This is a genomic window from Flavobacterium degerlachei, from assembly GCF_900106645.1.
In the GTDB taxonomy this organism is placed as follows: Bacteria; Bacteroidota; Bacteroidia; order Flavobacteriales; family Flavobacteriaceae; genus Flavobacterium; species Flavobacterium degerlachei.
Genome location: NZ_FNMV01000013.1, coordinates 17,934 through 37,294, shown reverse-complemented (window position 1 = coordinate 37,294; position 19,361 = coordinate 17,934). Strand labels below are relative to the sequence as shown.

Annotated in this window: 15 protein-coding genes and 1 pseudogene; 10 read left to right on the top strand and 6 right to left on the bottom strand. The window is 34.6% G+C overall.

The window, feature by feature from the left end; genetic code table 11:
- Positions 1-151 precede the first annotated feature (151 nt).
- Complete coding sequence (locus tag BLV91_RS13085) at positions 152-874, top strand: GNAT family N-acetyltransferase (RefSeq protein ID WP_245709707.1); 723 nt, start codon at positions 152-154, stop codon at positions 872-874.
- Between the two features lie 85 nt (positions 875-959).
- Here BLV91_RS13085 and BLV91_RS13080 read toward each other — a convergent pair whose 3' ends face one another.
- Entirely contained in the window at positions 960-1,286 is a 327-nt protein-coding gene (locus BLV91_RS13080) for a four-helix bundle copper-binding protein (protein WP_091434069.1), read from the bottom strand.
- 167 nt (positions 1,287-1,453) lie between these two features.
- On the bottom strand, positions 1,454-1,795 hold the full coding sequence (locus BLV91_RS13075) for a tRNA-binding protein (RefSeq protein ID WP_091434067.1): 342 nt from the start codon (positions 1,793-1,795) through the stop codon (positions 1,454-1,456).
- Positions 1,796-1,905: 110 nt separating this feature from the next.
- Here BLV91_RS13075 and BLV91_RS13070 point away from each other — a divergent pair, with 110 nt between their 5' ends.
- A complete protein-coding gene (locus tag BLV91_RS13070; RefSeq protein WP_091434065.1) occupies positions 1,906-2,466 on the top strand; it encodes a thioredoxin family protein in 561 nt (186 codons plus the stop codon).
- A 230-nt stretch (positions 2,467-2,696) separates the two neighbouring features.
- Here BLV91_RS13070 and BLV91_RS13065 read toward each other — a convergent pair whose 3' ends face one another.
- The 4 genes from BLV91_RS13065 to BLV91_RS13050 form a co-directional block, all read right to left on the bottom strand.
- Complete coding sequence (locus tag BLV91_RS13065; RefSeq protein ID WP_091434063.1) at positions 2,697-3,629, bottom strand: peptidylprolyl isomerase; 933 nt, start codon at positions 3,627-3,629, stop codon at positions 2,697-2,699.
- Between the two features lie 43 nt (positions 3,630-3,672).
- Positions 3,673-4,857, bottom strand: a complete 1,185-nt coding sequence (locus BLV91_RS13060) for an MFS transporter (protein ID WP_091434061.1) — start codon at positions 4,855-4,857, stop codon at positions 3,673-3,675.
- 138 nt (positions 4,858-4,995) lie between these two features.
- Positions 4,996-5,664 carry a peroxiredoxin-like family protein gene (locus BLV91_RS13055; protein WP_091434059.1) on the bottom strand — a complete coding sequence of 223 codons (669 nt, stop codon included), beginning with the start codon at positions 5,662-5,664 and terminating at the stop codon, positions 4,996-4,998.
- A gap of 116 nt (positions 5,665-5,780) precedes the next feature.
- Positions 5,781-6,776, bottom strand: a complete 996-nt coding sequence (locus BLV91_RS13050; protein WP_091434057.1) for an alpha/beta fold hydrolase — start codon at positions 6,774-6,776, stop codon at positions 5,781-5,783.
- A 279-nt stretch (positions 6,777-7,055) separates the two neighbouring features.
- Here BLV91_RS13050 and trmD point away from each other — a divergent pair, with 279 nt between their 5' ends.
- The 8 genes and pseudogenes from trmD to BLV91_RS13010 all read left to right on the top strand — a co-directional run bounded on the left by trmD (position 7,056) and on the right by BLV91_RS13010 (position 19,293).
- A complete protein-coding gene (trmD, locus tag BLV91_RS13045) occupies positions 7,056-7,736 on the top strand; it encodes a tRNA (guanosine(37)-N1)-methyltransferase TrmD (protein WP_091434055.1) in 681 nt (226 codons plus the stop codon).
- Positions 7,737-7,905: 169 nt separating this feature from the next.
- Positions 7,906-8,256 (top strand): 50S ribosomal protein L19, encoded by a 351-nt coding sequence (rplS, locus tag BLV91_RS13040; protein WP_091434054.1) that lies wholly within the window; start codon positions 7,906-7,908, stop codon positions 8,254-8,256.
- Positions 8,257-8,527: 271 nt separating this feature from the next.
- Positions 8,528-10,750, top strand: a complete 2,223-nt coding sequence (locus BLV91_RS13035; RefSeq protein WP_091434052.1) for an NADP-dependent isocitrate dehydrogenase — start codon at positions 8,528-8,530, stop codon at positions 10,748-10,750.
- Positions 10,751-10,881: 131 nt separating this feature from the next.
- The gene (locus BLV91_RS13030) at positions 10,882-13,263 is read left to right on the top strand and encodes a TonB-dependent receptor (RefSeq protein ID WP_091434050.1); all 2,382 of its coding nucleotides are present in this window, start codon (positions 10,882-10,884) and stop codon (positions 13,261-13,263) included.
- 4 nt (positions 13,264-13,267) lie between these two features.
- Positions 13,268-14,089 carry a DUF4249 domain-containing protein gene (locus tag BLV91_RS13025; protein ID WP_091434048.1) on the top strand — a complete coding sequence of 274 codons (822 nt, stop codon included), beginning with the start codon at positions 13,268-13,270 and terminating at the stop codon, positions 14,087-14,089.
- A 140-nt stretch (positions 14,090-14,229) separates the two neighbouring features.
- Positions 14,230-14,892, top strand: a complete 663-nt coding sequence (locus BLV91_RS13020; protein ID WP_091434047.1) for a thiamine diphosphokinase — start codon at positions 14,230-14,232, stop codon at positions 14,890-14,892.
- A 111-nt stretch (positions 14,893-15,003) separates the two neighbouring features.
- Entirely contained in the window at positions 15,004-15,951 is a 948-nt protein-coding gene (gene rlmF / locus BLV91_RS13015) for a 23S rRNA (adenine(1618)-N(6))-methyltransferase RlmF (protein ID WP_091434045.1), read from the top strand.
- A 377-nt stretch (positions 15,952-16,328) separates the two neighbouring features.
- Positions 16,329-19,293, top strand: a pseudogene (locus BLV91_RS13010) (TonB-dependent receptor).
- Positions 19,294-19,361 lie beyond the last annotated feature (68 nt).

Genomic DNA, 19,361 nt, shown 5'->3' with positions numbered 1-19,361 from the left:
AATCATTTAAACTTATGATTACCTTATTAAGCAAATCTAGAAACTAACGCAAAATCATTCGGCCATCATGAAACCATATAGCCTTTGTCATTCAATTGATATTATCTTACACTAAAAATTGATCCAAAACATTAAAATATTATAAATTTGAATGTTACAAAAATCAACTACAATTTCAACCATGAATCAAGAACAAAAACTAGACAATCCTGTTTGGTATTCCTTGGCAGAAAGCCATAAAGAACTAGGCCTAATTTACAACAAAACCCACTTTTACGATCCAGAATACTGTGCCTTTGGTGCTTTTGATGAAAAACCTAACAATGCTGAGGACTTAATAGCTTACGCCAAATTAGTTCCTTCCTTTTTCATATTTGGTAAAAAACCAAACATCCCCAACTCCTTGCAGTTAAAAGAGGAATTGATATGCCTTCAGATGATTGTCAGAGATAGGATTATTATTCCTTATAAAGATGAAATTGTCAAATTAGAAGAAAGACATAGAGAAGTACTTTTGGGGTTAGTCAAAATTGTCTATCCCGAATACTTCAAATCAAAAACGGCTGATTTAGGTAATTATTATGGCATATTTAAGGACAACCAACTTGTAGCTATTACTGGTGAACGCATGCAAACGGAGGGATTTACTGAAGTGAGTGCTGTTATCACGCATCCGCAACACACTGGTCAGGGATATGCGAAACAGTTAGTTGCACATACAGCAAATGCAATTTTGGCACAAAACAAAAGCCCTTTCTTACATGTAGCCAAAGCTAATATTGGAGCTGTCAAATTATACGAAAAACTAGGCTTTGAAACCAGAAGAGAAATTAGTATTTGGAATATAGCCCAACAATCCAATCCTAAAATATGATTCTGAAAATCATAGATTTAGCTTAGCTTTTTTGCTTGATTATAATAAGTTGGCTTCGTTGCTATTTATTATCTGTCCGTTTTTCTTAATGTGCTAATTCATATTCGTGACACATTGCTGCACATTTACGACAGGCTTCAGCACATTTTTTACAAGCTTCCATATTTGGATGTTTTTCACATTCGCTGGCACATCTTTCGCACATCACCATACATACTTTCAGAAATATATCTGCATTATCAGAATCTCTATCCAGTACTTGTGCCGTTAGTCGACATAAATCAGCACAGTCTTGATCGTTCATCATGCAGCCAGACATATCCATTTCTTTTTCTAGTTGGCAGGCATCATAACAGTGATTACATTGTGCAGCGCAAAATTGCAGTACGTCAATCATTTCTTTCTTTTCCATTGTAATAGTTATTAAGTTGGTACTTCATTACATAAAAACATAAAAAATATTGTTTTTTACGTACTAATAAATGTACTATTAATATTTTAAATAACTAAAAAACAGATAGTTAAATATTTCAAAACAAACTATAATAAAATTACAATCACCTATTTAAGAATTAATTTTTAACCAATTCTCAGTCCATTTTCGATTTTAAAATCGGGAGCTAATAAAACCACATCTCCATCATCACCCACTGCTCCCAAGACAAGGCATTCACTCATGAATTTGCCAATTTGCTTTTTCGGAAAATTAATTACGGCAACAATTTGGCGATTTAATAAATCTTCTTTCGTGTATCGTTTTGTAATTTGTGCAGAGGTTTTTAGAATACCAATTGTTGCACCAAAATCAATGGTCAGTTGAAAAGCTGGTTTTCTGGCTTCAGGAAAATCGTTTACTTCTGCTACAGTACCAACTCTCATTTCTACTTTTTCGAATTCTTGCCAACTTAAGTTATTTTCCATATTAATTCAATCATTAGTTACTAAGGTCATTTAAAACCTAAATTTAGCTTTTTCGAATAAAAAACAAACCTTTTTTCATAACTTTAGACTTTAACCTTAAAAATAAAACAATGTCACGAACCGCCTCAAATATGCTTGCCTTAGGAACAAAAGCTCCCGAATTTCACTTAAAGGACATGACATCAGCAACCCAATCCTTTTCTTTTGCTGATTTAAAAGGAGAAAAAGGGACTTTGGTTATGTTTATTTGTAATCATTGTCCTTTTGTACATCACGTTATTGAGGAGCTGGTTATGATTGCCAATGACTATAGGGTGCAAGGACTTGGCGTGATTGCTATATCGAGCAATGATGTGCTGAACTTCCCACAGGACTCGCCAGCATTGATGACAGAATTCGCATTTGAAAACAACTTTGAATTCCCTTATTTGTACGATGAAACCCAAGAAGTAGCCAAAGCCTATCATGCCGCATGTACTCCTGATTTCTTTTTATTTGACAACCAAGACAAATTAGTCTATAGAGGACAATTAGACGACAGCCGTCCCGGAAACGGAATACCGTTAAGCGGAAGTGATTTGCGAGGTGCGATTGACGGTGTGCTATACAATAGAACGATCAATCCTGATCAAAAACCGAGTTTAGGTTGTAGTATTAAGTGGAAAGAATAGAGAGGTCAGAAAAGAGCAGAGAATATAGATAAGAGGATAGAAAATAGAGAAAAGAATAAAGCGGTAAGAATTTAGAATACTGAAAATAGACATTAGATAATATAGCCTTGCTACAACTTGCAGCACAATCGACACTTTAAAACAAAAATCCCATTCGCTGAGGCGAATGGGATTTTCTACATATTCTTGTAATCACTGACCACTAAAAAATTGGTCACTGAATACTTATATTATTTAACGTCCATTAATTCTACGTCAAAAATCAAAGTAGCGTTTGGTGGAATTGCTCCTCCAGCACCACGTGATCCGTAACCTAAGTCAGAAGGAATCACAAAACGAGCTTTGTCTCCTACTTTTAATAAAGCAATACCTTCATCCCATCCTTCGATTACTTGACCTTGACCTAATTTGAATTCGATTGGTTTTTTTCTTGGGTAAGAAGAATCAAATACTTTTCCGTTTTCTAATGAACCTTCATAGTGAACAGAAACTGTTTTTCCAGCTTGCGCTTGTTTTCCTTCACCTCTTTGGATGAATTGGTAACGCAATCCGCTTTCTGTTTTTTCAAAACCAGCAGCTAATTTTTCCATTGCTGCTTCAGCATCTGCTTTTAAAGCTGCGTCACGCTTGTTACGTGCCCCTTTAAAAGTAATAAAAGCTTCAATAGCATTCCAGTTTTTAGCTTCATCTCCTACTCTTACAATTTCTAAAGTTTCCAATTTGTCACCTTGAGCAACAGCGTCAACAATATCTTGTCCTTCTACAACATGACCAAAAACAGTATGTTTACCATCTAACCATGAAGTTGGAACGTGTGTAATATAAAATTGAGAACCGTTTGATCCTGGTCCTGAGTTAGCCATAGCTAAAATTCCAGGCTTGTCATGTTTCAAACTTGGGTGAAATTCATCATCAAATTTATACCCTGGATCTCCAGTTCCAGTTCCTTGTGGGCATCCACCTTGAATCATGAAATCAGGAATTACTCTATGAAAAGATAATCCATCGTAAAACTTTGTTCCTTGTGGTTTCACTTTATTTTCCATATTTCCTTCTGCAAGTGCTACAAAATTCCCTACGGTTCCTGGTGTTAATTCGTGCTCTAGTTTAACTAAAATAGCACCTTTAGAGGTGTTAAATTTAGCGTATATTCCATTTTCCATCTTTATTTATTTTTATTGAACTGCAAATTTACAAATTAATTTTTTATCCATTCCTACTTTCTATCGCTTTCCGTTTTGATTTATACGTAAACGCATAAACCGAGAATGCTAATACTGATAATAATAAACAACCTAAACTTACAGCATGCCAACCGCCAAATTGCCATAAGAATAGCCCAAAAGCAGATCCAGCTGCCGTACCAAGAAAACTAAAAGACATAAATACAGTATTCATTCTATTTCTTGCTTCAGGAAGTATTGAATACACACGAGTTTGGTTTGAAATATGCACCCCTTGCAAACCAATATCTATAAAAATGATACCGAAAATAATTCCGATGACACTTGACCCTGAGAAGTAAAAAACCACAAAACTCAAAGCGATTAACATACAGCCATAACCTACCGCCACCCTAGAACTTCCTTTATCACCTAATTTACCTACAAGTGGGGCTGCTAATGCTCCCGAAGCTCCTACAATACCAAAAAGTCCTATGGTTGCACTATTAAAATTAAATGGTTCAGCCGAAAGCAATAAAACCATAGTAGTCCAGAATGCGCCAAACTGAGCAAAGCTAAATACATTAATTAAGGTCGCTTCCCGCAATAAGGGTTGTTCGTTGATTAAAGTAAAAAGCGAACCAATGAGCTGCCCGTACGAACCTCTAAACACAGGTTTATTATAAGGGAATTGCTTTTTTATTATAAAAAACAACAGCAGACATAATCCCGAGGCAATCCAAAACATGGCGCGCCATCCTAATACCTCACCTATAAAACCACTTAAAGTTCTTGATAATAGAATTCCAACTAGCAGTCCACTCATAATCGTACCTACTACTTTACCGCGTTCCTCTGGCGCACTTAAAGATGCCGCCAAAGGCAAAATAAGTTGTGGAACAATTGATGTGATTCCTATTAAAAGTGATGCTATTTCAAGTACAAAATAACTTTGTGCTGTGGCCGCAATGATTAAAGCAATTACAGATGCAAATGTGGTGTAAAGAATTTGAGTTTTACGCTCTATTTTATCTCCTAAGGGAACCATAAAAAACAAACCAATCGCATAACCCGCTTGAGTAAGATAAGTTATTGTTCCAGCATCGGCGTGAGGGATTTTAAATTCGTCAGCGATTAAAACTATTAAAGGTTGACAGTAATATAAATTAGCTACCATAAGACCCGTAGCAGCTGCCATAAACAAGACATTCTTTTTTGATAAATTCATCGGGCAAAAATACGTTGTGTTTTTAGAGTATTGTTTGTTAAAAAAAGTTGGATTTTAAAGCAAACAAGAAATATAGCAATTAAAAATACCCTCAAAAGATTATCACTTTTGAGGGCATATTAAACTATTTAATTCTATTTATTTTTTAATCGAATCAAGTGCAGCTAATATGTCAGCAGCTTCAGCTCTATTTCTATATTCAGCATCTAAAAACGTATACACAATTGTACCGTCTTGATCAATTACATATGTAGCTGCTAGTGGCAACTCATCAGACTCATCACCGTTGAAACCGTGCAAGTCAAATCCTTTTTGGTACGAATCAGCAACGGCATCAGTCAATTTAAAAACGATTCCGTATTCCTTAGCTACTTTATTTCCAACATCACTCAAAACTTCAAATTGCAATTGGTGTTTTTCAGTAGTAGACATTGATTTGTCTGGTAATTCAGGTGTTAAAGCCAATAAATTAGCTCCTCTTAATTGAATGTTTGGCAGTTGCTCTTGCAAATAATGCAAAGTCATATTGCAATAAGGACACCATCCGCCACGGTACCAAGTCAAAACTACGGGTCCTTTTTTAAGGTAATCACTTAATTGCACTTCTGTTCCAATAGCATTTGTCAGAGAAAAATTAGGAGCTATATCATCATTCTTTTTCGCGTTAGCAACAACGTTTTGACGTGTTACATCAGCGATTCCATCTGCATATATTTCCTTAATTTGCTCAGGCGCTTTCGCTTCCCAAGTATGTTTTGCATTATCTAAAGTCGCTTGTAAGCCAATATTATCATTTTCTGTACTCATAATTTATTGTTTTAATTCTAGGACAAATTTACTTCTATCCTATTTCTTTTAATTGTCAATTGTTCTAATTCTGTTGGCAATATTTCCCGTGAGACACTTTAAGACAATCTATTTTACTATTTACCTAGGAAATCCGTTAGCGGTTGAATGAACTTGTCAAAACTTTCAATATGGGGCATGTGTCCAATATTAGGGATTTCGACTAGTTTTGAATTGGGTATTCTCTTTTGTGTTTCTTTTCCTAAATCACCATACAATCCCATCGTTTTTCTAACTTCTTCCGTAACCAATGGTTTTCCCAAAGCAGTTCTGTCTCTAGTTCCAATAATTAATAGCGTAGGTGCTTTTATATTTTGGAACTCATAAACTACAGGTTGTGTAAATATCATATCATAAGTCAAAGCTGCGTTCCAAGCTATTTTCTTGAAATCAGAATTTAAAGTCCATCCTGCCAAAAGATTTACCCACTCATCATACTCTGGTTTCCATTTTCCGTCGTAATAACTCTCGAGTTGGTATTTTTTAATCTTTTCGTAGCTCTGCTTTAATTCGTTTTGATACCACCAGTCCACATTTTGATAGGGAACTTTCAATTTCCAGTCTTCTAAACCTATTGGGTTTTCAAGAATTAATTTTTCTGTAACTTCAGGATACATTAAGGCAAAACGAGTCGCTATCATTCCACCCATTGAGTGACCTAAAACTGCTGTTTTATTGATACCTAAGCTATCTAAAATTTGCTTTGTATTTTGTGCCAGTTGTTGAAATGTATATTGAAAGTTATCTGGTTTTGATGATTTACCAAAACTTATTTGGTCTGGAACGATTACGCGGTACCCTTTTTTTGTTAAGGCTTCAATTGTTGTTTTCCAATAGGCACCGTTGAAATTTTTCCCGTGAAGTAGAACGATATTCTTTCCGTTATAATTGTCAGGTTTCACATCCATGTACTCCATTTGCAGCTCTTGTTGCTGGATTTTTAATGTGATAAATTGTACGGGATATGGATATTCATAATTGCTTAAGTTAATATCCAGCCACTTTAGTTGCTCTTGTTGCGCAAAAGAGGCTACTGTTATAAAAAATAGTAGAACTAAATATTTGAATTTCATGCTTAACGATTTTTAAGATTTTATTTACGAAATGTAAATTTAGGCAGAAAGATTTCTATTGAAAAACTATTAGGAAAACTTTACAATTTGGCAACAAAATCAGATCTATGTCGTTAAGCCTAGCCCAGGTTGAAACGGCATCCTTTTCTTGCTTTCTTTAAGCAAGGAAAGATAAAGTGTAAAGCTGGAAAATGCTCCAAAAGCAACTTATGTGAGAACTGAATTTTTGAATCTTAAAATCTTTGTACCTTTGGCGCTTTCAAACTAAGATTTAAAATTATGCGCATTGATATTGTTACCGTTTTACCCGAATTACTAAGAAGTCCGTTTGAAGCCTCAATTATGAAACGCGCCATTGACAAAGGATTGGTGGAAGTTCATTTTCATAATTTACGTGATTACACCACGAACAAACAAAAAAGTGTTGACGATTATCAATACGGCGGTGGAGCTGGAATGGTGATGACAGTGCAACCTATTGATGCCTGTATTACACATTTGAAAAGCGAAAGAACGTACGACGAAATCATTTATATGTCGCCAGACGGAGAGACATTGAACCAGAAAATGGCCAATACCATGTCGATGTATGAGAATATCATCATTTTATGTGGTCATTATAAAGGAGTAGATCAGCGCGTTCGCGATCATTTTATTACTAAGGAAATATCTATTGGTGACTATGTATTGTCTGGTGGCGAACTGGGAGCATTGGTATTATCAGATGCTTTAATCCGATTGATTCCAGGAGTTTTGAGTGACGAAACATCAGCATTGACAGACAGTTTTCAGGATGGATTATTGTCAGGGCCAATATACACGCGCCCTGCGGATTACAAAGGATGGAAAGTCCCTGATGTTTTGACCAGCGGAAACTTTGCCAAAATTGACAAATGGCGTGAAGACTCAGCTTATGAACACACTAAGAATCGTCGTCCAGATTTACTAGAAGAAGAATAAAATTAGTTTGAAGTTTCAGGTTTAAAGTTGAAAATACTGAACGTTTGAACTTTAAACAAAATAAACTTTAAACTTTAAACATTTTTTTCTACTTTTGCACCCACTTTAGACCAACCTCTGGCGAGATCCGTGAATGTTGATTTGATAAAAAACCATAATTAAAATTATCATGGCAGATTTAATGAAATTCGTTCAAGACGAATTAGTAACAAGAAAAGAATTCCCTTTATTTGGAGCTGGTGATACTATCACAGTTTACTACGAAATTAAAGAGGGTGAAAAAACTAGAACACAGTTTTTTAAAGGAGTTGTTATCCAAAGAAGAGGTTCTGGTAACACAGAAACTTTTACTATTCGTAAAATGTCAGGTTCTGTAGGAGTTGAGCGTATCTTCCCTGTAAACTTGCCAGCTTTACAAAAAGTTGAAATCAACAAAAAAGGTGCAGTTCGTAGAGCTAGAATTTTCTACTTCAGAGAACTTACTGGTAAAAAAGCAAAAATCAAAGACAAAAGAAGATAGTCAAATATCTCTTTATCATAAAAGTCTCGACATTGTCGGGACTTTTTTTTTGCTTTTTTCTAAAAAAATTCAAGATTTCTGAATTTGAAGTCATTCTGTTAACAAAACAACAAATTCATGGTTAACAAGTTAACAATCCTATAATTCAACCAATTCTATACGGCACAGAATCAAACTATGGTCTGATTTTATTATATTTGCATGGCTTAATTTTAAGCATTACATACATTTCAGATCCTTTTTTTAGGAATACGATTATAAAACCATAAAAATGACACAAAAATCCAAGATTGTTTACACATTGACTGATGAGGCGCCTTTGTTAGCAACTTATTCTTTTTTACCAATTGTTAAAGCATTTACTGCAACTGCAGGCATAGAAATTGAAACCGAAGACATTTCGCTAGCCGCAAGAATACTAGCAAATTTTCCTGAGTTTTTAAAGGAAGACCAAAAAGTGAAAGATTCTTTATCTGAACTTGGAAAACTAGCAAATTCGCCAGAAGCAAATATCATTAAGTTACCCAATATTTCTGCATCAGTTCCTCAATTAAAGGAAGCGATTGCTGAATTACAAGCACACGGATATGCTATCCCTAATTTTCCAGAAGAAGCAAAAGACGCTGCTGAAAAGGAAATTAAAGCAAAATACTCTAAAGTTCTTGGTTCTGCCGTAAACCCTGTTTTACGTGAAGGAAACTCAGACCGTAGAGCTCCAAAAGCAGTTAAAAACTTTGCAAAAGCACATCCACACTCTATGGGTGCTTGGTCTGCTGAATCAAAAACAGAAGTCGCTACAATGGAAAATGGTGATTTTTACGGAAGTGAAAAATCGGTTACTGTTCCAGAGGCAACAGATGTGAAAATTGAATTCGTAGCCGAAGATGGAACTACAACAGTTTTAAAAGAAAGTACTCCATTAAAATCAGGTGAAATAATTGACTCTTCAGTTATGAACCTAAATGCTTTAAAAAGCTTTGTAGTTAAAGCAATTGCAGAGGCTAAAAAACAAAACATTTTGCTTTCTGTACACTTGAAAGCAACGATGATGAAAATATCAGATCCAATTATTTTTGGTGCTATCGTTGAGGTATATTTTGCTGAGGTATTCAAAAAATATGCTACTTTATTCAAAGAATTAAATGTTGACACAAGAAATGGTCTTGGTGATGTATATGCAAAAATTGCAGGTCGTCCAGAACAAGCAGAAGTAGAAGCAGCCATTAATCAAGCAATTGAAAATGGACCAGCTTTAGCAATGGTTAATTCTGACAAAGGAATTACTAATCTTCACGTACCATCTGATGTAATTGTTGATGCATCTATGCCAGCAATGATTCGTACTTCAGGACAGATGTATAATAAAGAAGGGAAACAACAAGATACTCTAGCACTTATTCCTGACAGATCTTATGCAGGCATCTATACAGCTACAATTGATTTCTGTAAAAAGAATGGTGCTTTTGACCCAACAACAATGGGAAGTGTTCCAAACGTAGGTTTGATGGCACAAAAAGCAGAAGAATATGGTTCTCATGACAAAACATTCCAAATGACTGGAAATGGTGTTGTACGTGTGGTTGATACTAAAGGAACTGTATTAATGGAACAAGCTGTTGAAGACAAAGACATCTTCAGAATGTGTCAGGCCAAAGACGCACCTATTCAGGACTGGGTAAAACTAGCTGTAAATAGAGCTCGTTTATCTAGTACACCTGCCGTTTTCTGGTTAGATGAAAACAGAGCACACGACAGACAATTGATCGAAAAAGTAAAAACATATTTAAAAGATTACGATACAACTGGACTTGACATTCGTATTCTAAACCCAATCGAAGCTACCAATTTTACATTAGAAAGAATCAAACAAGGATTAGACACTATTTCTGTAACTGGAAATGTATTGCGTGATTACCTAACTGATTTGTTTCCAATTCTTGAAGTTGGAACTTCTGCAAAAATGTTATCAATCGTTCCATTAATGAATGGTGGTGGATTGTTTGAAACAGGTGCAGGTGGATCAGCTCCAAAACACGTAGAGCAATTTACAAAAGAAGGATACTTACGTTGGGATTCACTTGGTGAGTTCTTAGCACTAGGAGCTTCTTTAGAGCATTTAGGACAATCTTTAAACAACTCAAAAGCACTTGTTTTATCTGAAACTTTAGACGAAGCTAATGACGCTTTCTTGAAAAACGATAAATCACCTGCTCGTAGAATAGGTCAAATTGATAACCGTGGTTCACATTTCTATCTTGCTATGTATTGGGCAGAGGCATTAGCGGCTCAAACTAAAGACAGCGAATTAAAAGCTATCTTTACTCCTATAGCAAAGCAATTAGAAGAAAATGAAGCAAAAATTAATGAGGAATTAATAGGTGCACAAGGAAAACCACAAGAGATTGGCGGTTATTACCAGCCAAATCCAGAATTAACAAGTAAAGCAATGCGTCCTAGTGGAACATTAAATACTATATTAGCTAAAATTGCTTAATTCAATTTTACTACTTACTAAACTAATAAAGGCAACTGGAAACAGTTGTCTTTTTTTATTTATACTTTTTAACCATTGTTTAATAGCAATTTACTTATTTTTTACCAAATTTGTAATTCAAACTTTAAGAAATGCTTTCAAAAAAATATTGCTTCCTCTTTACCTTTCTTTTAATTACTATTTCTTCTTTTTCACAAGATAAATTTACTTTAAGCGGAATAATTACCGATGGTAGAAACAACGAGACCCTCATTGGAGTAAATGTATATATCCCTGAAGCAAAAGCAGCCGCACTTACTAACGAGTATGGTTTTTATTCCATTACACTTCCTGAAGGAGATTATACCATACAAATTAGCTACATTGGCTTTCAAACCATTAGTAAACAAGTAACATTATCAGAAAACACTAAAACCAACTTTAGCTTATCTGACAGTAGTGAAGTACTACAGGAAGTTATTATTACTGGCCAAAATTCGTCCAGCAATATTCGCTCTCCTGAGATGAGCATCAACAAACTATCTATCAGCTCGATCAAGAGAATGCCTGTCGTTCTAGGAGAAGTAGATATAATAAAATCACTTTTATTACTTCCTGGAGTTACTAATGCTGGCGAAGGAGCCTCTGGGTTTAACGTTCGTGGTGGAGGTGCAGACCAAAATTTAATCTTACTAGACGAAGCGACCATATTTAGTTCCTCACATGTATTTGGTTTCTTTTCGGTTTTTAACCCTGATGCCATAAAAGATCTAAAATTATACAAAGGAGGAATTCCAGCACGTTTTGGAGGAAGAGCTTCTTCTGTTTTGGACATTTACCAAAAAGACGGTAGCAGTAAAGGTTTTCATGTAAGTGGTGGAATAGGACTAATCTCCAGTAGAATTTTGGCCGAAGGACCAATTGTAAAAGATAAAGGTTCATTCCTTATTGGAGGAAGAAGTTCCTATGCCCATTTGTTTTTAAAGCTATCCGAAGATCAAAAAGACAACTCCGCTTATTTTTATGATTTGAATACAAAACTGAGTTATAAATTGAATCCAAATAACAATCTTTATCTATCGGGATATTTTGGAAGAGATGTTTTTAGCCTAAACAAAAGCTTTACCAATATTTATGGTAATTCAACTTTAAACTTGCGCTGGAACCATCTATTTTCAGACAAGTTATTTTCAAATTTATCGCTTATTTATAGTGACTATTATTATGGTCTAGACCTTGATTTTGTTGGTTTCAAATGGGATTCTGGAATTCGAAATTACAACATCAAATACGACTTCAAAAATTATATTTCTGATACCTTCAAATTGAATTATGGTGCAAACGCCATTTATTATGAGTTTAATCCGGGAACCATCCGACCTTCTGATGAAAATTCTGGAATTAATTTTGATCAATTAGATAAGAAATATGCCTTTGAACCTTCATTATACATTAGTGCTGAACAAGACATTTCTAAAAAGATCTCGTTATCCTATGGGTTGCGTTACAGTCTATTTTATAGATTAGGACAATCTACCGTAAATAATTATGCTGATAACAACCCAATCACTTTCAATACTGATTTACAGATTTACGAAAAAGCGACTCCAATAAGTACTACTTTCTACGAAAAAAACAAAACGATTAAAAGCTACAACAATCTAGAACCTCGTTTTTCTATTGCCTACAAAATTAATGACGATCAATCTGTAAAGGCGAGTTACAACAGAATGGTTCAGTATTTACAACTGATTTCAAACACCTCATCTCCTACTCCACTTGATGTATGGACACCAAGTGATACTTATATCAAACCACAAATTGCAGACCAAGTTGCTCTAGGATATTTTAAAAATTTTGAGAACCAAATGTATTCTATTGAAGTAGAAACTTATTATAAAGAAGTACAAAACAGATTGGACTACATTGATGGCGCTGATTTGATTGCAAATAAAGCAATAGAACAAATAATTCTTAACGGGCAATTAAGATCTTATGGATTAGAACTCATGTTTCGAAAAAATGAAGGGAAATTAAACGGATGGATATCGTATACTCTTTCAAAGTCTGAGCAACAAACACCCGGAAGAACAGCATTAGAATCAGGTATTAATAATGGACAGTGGTATAATTCTGTTTATGATAAATTGCATAATATTGCCATTACGAGTTCTTATAATTTAAACGAAAAATGGTCTTTTGGATCGAATTTCTCCCTACAAACCGGGCAGCCCGTAACCTATCCAAAAGGGCAATACGAATACTTGGGAGTTACTGTTCCTAGTTATGGACTGAGAAATGAGAATCGCCTACCCACTTATCACCATCTAGACATCGCAGCAACATTAACACCGCGTAAAAACATAAACAGAAACTGGAAAGGCGAATGGGTTTTTAGCATTTACAATTTGTATAATCGTAAAAACGCAGCGTCTATAAACTTCAGAGAAAATGCAGACACCGGTAATAACGAGGCAGTAAAAACATCTATTTTCGGTATCGTTCCAGCGGTCAGTTATAACTTCAAATTCTAAGCAGATGAAAAAAATAAATATACTTTTAGTACTAATAGTCGCTATTTTCTTGAACAGTTGTGAGGATGTAGTTAACATCGATCTACAAACTGACGCTCCAAAACTTGTTATAGAAGCGTCTATCAATTGGTATAAAGGTACCATTGGAAATGAACAACAAATAAAATTAACGACAACCACTAATTACTACAGCACTGAAATTCCAAAAGTTTCAGGAGCCATCGTTTATATAAAAAACAGTTCAAATACTACTTTCAGTTTTAAAGAAATTTCAAATACAGGAGTATACATATGCTCCAACTTCAAAGCTGTAATTAATGAAACCTATACTTTGACAGTTATAAACAAAGGCAATACCTATACTGCAACTGAGAGCTTAAAATCAGTCGCTCCAATTACTGAAATCATTCAAAATAACGAAGGAGGTTTTACAGGTAAGGATATAGAAATCAAAACCTATTATACAGATCCTGCAAATGAAACTAATTATTATTTATACAATTATCATTACTCGAATCAAGTGAAACAAAATTATTATGCAGATGAAGATACTTTTTTTCAAGGAAATAAATTTTTCAGCATTTCTCAAAGTGACGATTTAAAAACTGGAGACGAAATTACAGTAACTCATTTTGGGATTTCTAAACCATACTATAACTACATGAATGTGTTGATTAGCATTGCAGGAAGCTCAGGCGGTGGACCATTTCAGGCACCACCTGCAACTGTAAGAGGAAACATCATTAATTCTACAAATCCTGATAATTACCCTTTGGGCTATTTCTCAATAAGTGAAGCCGACTCCAAAAAATATATAATTAAATAAATTGTTATTGTTTTAATCCCCAACTATTTCCCGGAATTTATAGAAGTCGTAAAATCAAAAATTGTATTGAAAACTATTTTCTATCTTTGCAAAAAATATAATCGAATTAACGATTCTATATCATAACCCCACTTCTCAAAATGTCCTCACACCATATTGTTCGCGATGACCAAGAACCCGCATTAATAATTGCAAATGGCGCTTCATGCAATCCCGAATTGTTGGGACAATTGCTAGAATGGTCACCTTTAGTAATAGTGTTAGACTCCGCTATGGAAAGAGTTATGCAGCTGGATATTAAAGTAGACGTTCTTTTAGGTGATTTTGACCGTGATTTTGATGCCAATTACTACAAAGAAAAACAATATCCCATTGAAATAGTTCATACCCCAGACCAGAGTAAAACTGATTTGGAAAAAGCATTTGATTATCTCCACCAAAGGAATATTCCCGCTGTAAATGTAGTTTGGGCTACCGGAAAACGTACTGATCACACGATTACAAATCTAACGAACATTGTACGATATAGAGAAAAATTAAAGATTGTCATATTAGACGACCATTCAAAGGTGTTTTTATTACCTAAAAAATTTGAGAAATGGTATACAGCAGACACCCCTATATCATTAATACCAATAGGTCATGTAACTGGAATCCAGTCTGAAAATTTATTTTATCCTTTGCAAAATGATACTTTAACTATAGGATATCGCACCGGTAGTAGTAATCATGTAGTCAATGACGGTATCGTCATAATAGAACACGATCAGGGAGACTTACTAATGATGGAATGTTCGGATTAGTAATTAATCTCAATAAACCAACAATAAATGATCAAAGCGGTTAATTTTTATATAACTTGCTAAAGACTCTCACATATATGAAATCACAATTATTGCCCTGAAACACACAAAATGACTCCTAAAACAATAACAGAGAAAACCAATTTACATCCAAGAAATCAACATAGATTCAGATACGACTTTAACCTTTTAATTGAAAACAGTCCTGAATTAAAACCTTTTGTTTCGATTAACGAGCACAATATTGAAACTGTTGATTTTAGTAACCCTGAAGCAGTAAAAGCTTTAAATAACGCCTTACTTAAAACGTATTACGATATTCAAAATTGGGATATTCCTGCAAATTATTTATGTCCTCCCATTCCTGGGCGCGCTGACTACATTCATTACATTGCTGATTTATTGGCAACATCTAATAATGGCGTAATTCCTAGAGGAGAAACGGTACAAGGCTTGGATATTGGTGTTGGTGCAAATTGTATTTATCCAATAATAGGAAATGCAACTTATGGATGGAGTTTTGTAGGAACTGATATCGATGAAAAAGCGATTGAAAATTGTGGCAAAATAATTGAAGCCAATCCTAAATTGATTGACAGCATCAGTTTGCAGCAACAAACTGAATCACGCTTTATTTTTAAAAATATAATTACACCCGAAGACAAATTTGCTTTCACTATTTGCAATCCCCCTTTTCATAGCTCACAAGAAGAAGCTACAAAAAGTACTTTGCGAAAAATAAATAATTTAGAAAACACAAAGACTACAAAACCAGTATTGAACTTTGGTGGCCAAAATGCCGAATTATGGTGTGAAGGTGGAGAACTTGGTTTTATTACACAAATGATTTACGAAAGTGCTAAGTATCCGATGCAGTGTTTATGGTTCACTACATTAGTATCAAAACAATCACATCTTTCGAGCATTTATAAAACATTAAACAAAGTAAATGTTGTTGAAGTAAAAACAATTGATATGGCTCAGGGCCAAAAAATCAGTCGTATTATTGCATGGACATTCTTGAGTGAATCACAGCAGAAAGAATGGAAATTTGAATAGATAGAACAAATAGGTTTTCCAGAAGAACCGTCATTCTACACTTCACAAGAAGTCTAATTTGAAAAATTTATAGTACGTAAAGTCCATACTATGATTTTTTCAAATTAGACTTTTTTTTATACAAAAAATAAGAGGATTGCTACTACCACGTCGAATGTAAGAAAAAATACAGTTCATAGCTAAATTTTCAGACTTATCAGTAAAATATAAAAAAAGCCTATAATTACATAATCAACATATAATCAGGTAATGACTGACAAATTCCCAAGAATGGCTCAAAATAACACATCAAATTATCAATTTGTTATTTTTTAACAAATAAATAACATATCGCTTATAAATTTGTAAATTAGCCGAAACAAACTAAACAACCAAAAATGAAAAAGCTAATTTTTATTCTAACCTTAATTTTCTCTGCGGGATTAACTGCACAGCAAATTAAAGTTTCGGGTGTCGTTACAGATGACACAAAAGGAACTCTACCAGCAGCTTCTGTTCTGGTAAAAGACACCAGCAATGGTACAACCACTGATGCTGATGGTAAATATTCGATCATGGCAAAGATTGGAGATATATTACAATTCTCCTATGTTGGTCTAGAAACTAAGAACGTTAAAGTTACAGGAAGTGCTGTTAACGTTTCTTTATCAGAAAGCGGTGTAGCTCTTCAGGATGTTGTTATCCTTGGATCTCGTAGCGCTGCAAGAACAGTAACTGAATCAGCTGTGCCTATTGATGTAATCAGCTGTGCCTATTGATGTAATCAGCATGAAAGACATTGCTTCACAAGGAGCGCAAGCCAACTTAAACCAGATCTTAAACATGGTAGCCCCATCGTTTACTTCTAATACTGCTACAGTAGCGGATGGAACGGATCATATTGACCCTGCTCAATTAAGAGGTTTAGGTCCAGACCAAGTTTTAGTATTGGTAAACGGAAAAAGAAGACACACTTCTTCATTAGTAAACATTAATGGTTCTCCAGGAAGAGGATCTGTAGGAACAGATTTAAATGCTATTCCCGCTTTTGCTATCGATAGAATTGAGGTATTAAGAGATGGTGCTTCTGCACAATACGGTTCAGATGCGATTGCAGGTGTTATTAACATCAATGTGAAAAAAGCAACGAACAAACTAGATATCAATCTTTATGGAGGAAGTAATTTCTCTAAAGGAGCTAATGATCACAGAGGTGGTAATGATGGAAACAATGCTCAAATTGACTTGAACTACGGTACAGGTCTTGGTAAAGAAAAAAGTTTCATCAATGCTACAGCAAGTTTTCAATTAAGAGGCCAAACAAGTAGAGCAAAAGATGTAACTGGAGGATTGTTCAGCGGATTTAATGCAATTGAACAAAGAGCTGCAGAAGCAGGTACAAATATCAATACATTATGGGGAAATATTAATAACACACCAAATTCTGCTCAAATCCTGACTGCAATTAAAACGTATGCTCCGCAAGTAGGATATTTTACTGCCGCACAACAAACTTCTATTCTTGCAGCAAACACAATTGGTACTATGCAATCAGCATTAAATTTCGATGCTACTGAAGGTGAATTAGCGTATAGAAACCTTCAAAGAAGAGATTTCAACATGAAAGTGGGACAATCTTCTTTAGAAAGTGCTCAGTTTTTCTTGAATGGAGCTTATCCTATCACTGAAAACCTTGAGGTATATGCTTTTGGAGGAACAAGTCATAGAACTGGTGAAGCGGCAGGTTTTTACAGAAAACCAAATCAATCTAGAGCATATACTGCTTTATACCCTAATGGTTTCTTACCTGAAATTCATTCTACTATTAATGACATCTCTGCAGCTGCAGGTCTTAGGGGTATGGTATTCCAAACTTGGAATTTTGACTTGAGTAATACTTATGGTAAAAACACTTTCGACTATAATATTGAAAACACATTAAATGCTACATTAAGAGAAAACTCTCCTACAGAATTTGATGCAGGTGGTTTAGGTTTTTCTCAAAACACAACCAACTTGGATGTATCTAGAAAATTTGACAAATTAAACGTTGCTTTTGGTTCTGAATACAGACATGAAAATTATAAAATTAACGCGGGCGTACCAGATTCTTACAATCAATATGACATCAATGGAAACGTGGCTTCTGGACTTCCTTCAGAAAGCAATTTGTTACCAACTGATTTCTACGGCGCCACAAGACCGGGTGGAGCTCAAGTATTTCCAGGTTTCAGACCGGAAAATGCAATTGATAACGGACGTAACAGTTTTGCTTTATACACTGATTTAGAATATGACGTTACTGAAAAATGGTTGTTGAACGGAGCACTTCGTTATGAAAACTATTCTGATTTTGGAAACACCACAAATTACAAATTGGCATCCCGTTATAAATTAACAGATAACATTAATATACGTGGTGCTGTATCTACAGGATTTAGAGCGCCTTCATTACACCAAATTTACTTTAATTCAACTTCGACTTTATTCACAAACGGTATCCCGTCTGAAGTTGGTACATTTAGTAATGATTCACAAGTAGCAAAATTATTAGGTATTCCACAATTGAAACAAGAAGAGTCTCAAAGTGCAAGTATCGGTTTTACTGCTAAAATTCCTGCAGCAAGACTTACTTTTACAGCTGATGCTTATATCGTGAGAATTGACGACAGAGTGGTACTTACAGATCAATTTGTACCTAACACTCCTGAGTTAGTAACACTTTTTAATCAAGCTGGAGCGAATAAAGCCTCTTTCTTTGCTAATGCAATTGACACAGAATCAAAAGGACTTGATATCGTTATTAGCCATAAAGCAAACGTAGGAAATGGATTGACTTTGAAAACTGATTTATCTGGAACACTTTCTACTACAAAAAGAGTAGGTTCAATACATGCTTCTAAAATATTAGAAGATGCAGGTCAAATAAACAGTTACTATTCTGAATCAAGTAGAGTTTATCTTCAAGAATCAATCCCAAGAGTTAAAGCAAATTTAACAAACTCGATTACAGTTAATAAATTCGACTTCTTCTTAAGAAACGTATACTTCGGTGAAGTTACTGACCCTAATACAGGTGACGCTAATGGAGATGGAGCTATTGACACTGCTGTAATAAATGGACAAACAATTGCTGTTGAGCACCCAGTTTGGGGAGCTAAAGTAATTACTGACTTTTCTGTTGGATATAAATTCACTGAAAACGTTAAAATGGTAGTTGGTGCAAATAATATTTTTGATGTTTATCCAGACGAAAATCTAGAATCATTAAAAAGTTCAAACCAATTTACATACTCAAGAAATGTATCTCAATTTGGACAAAACGGAAGATTCGTTTTTGCTAGATTAAGTTTAAGTTTCTAATAAAACCTATTTTATTTATCAAAACCATCATGTTCGCATGATGGTTTTTTTTTGGTTTTAACTTTCAT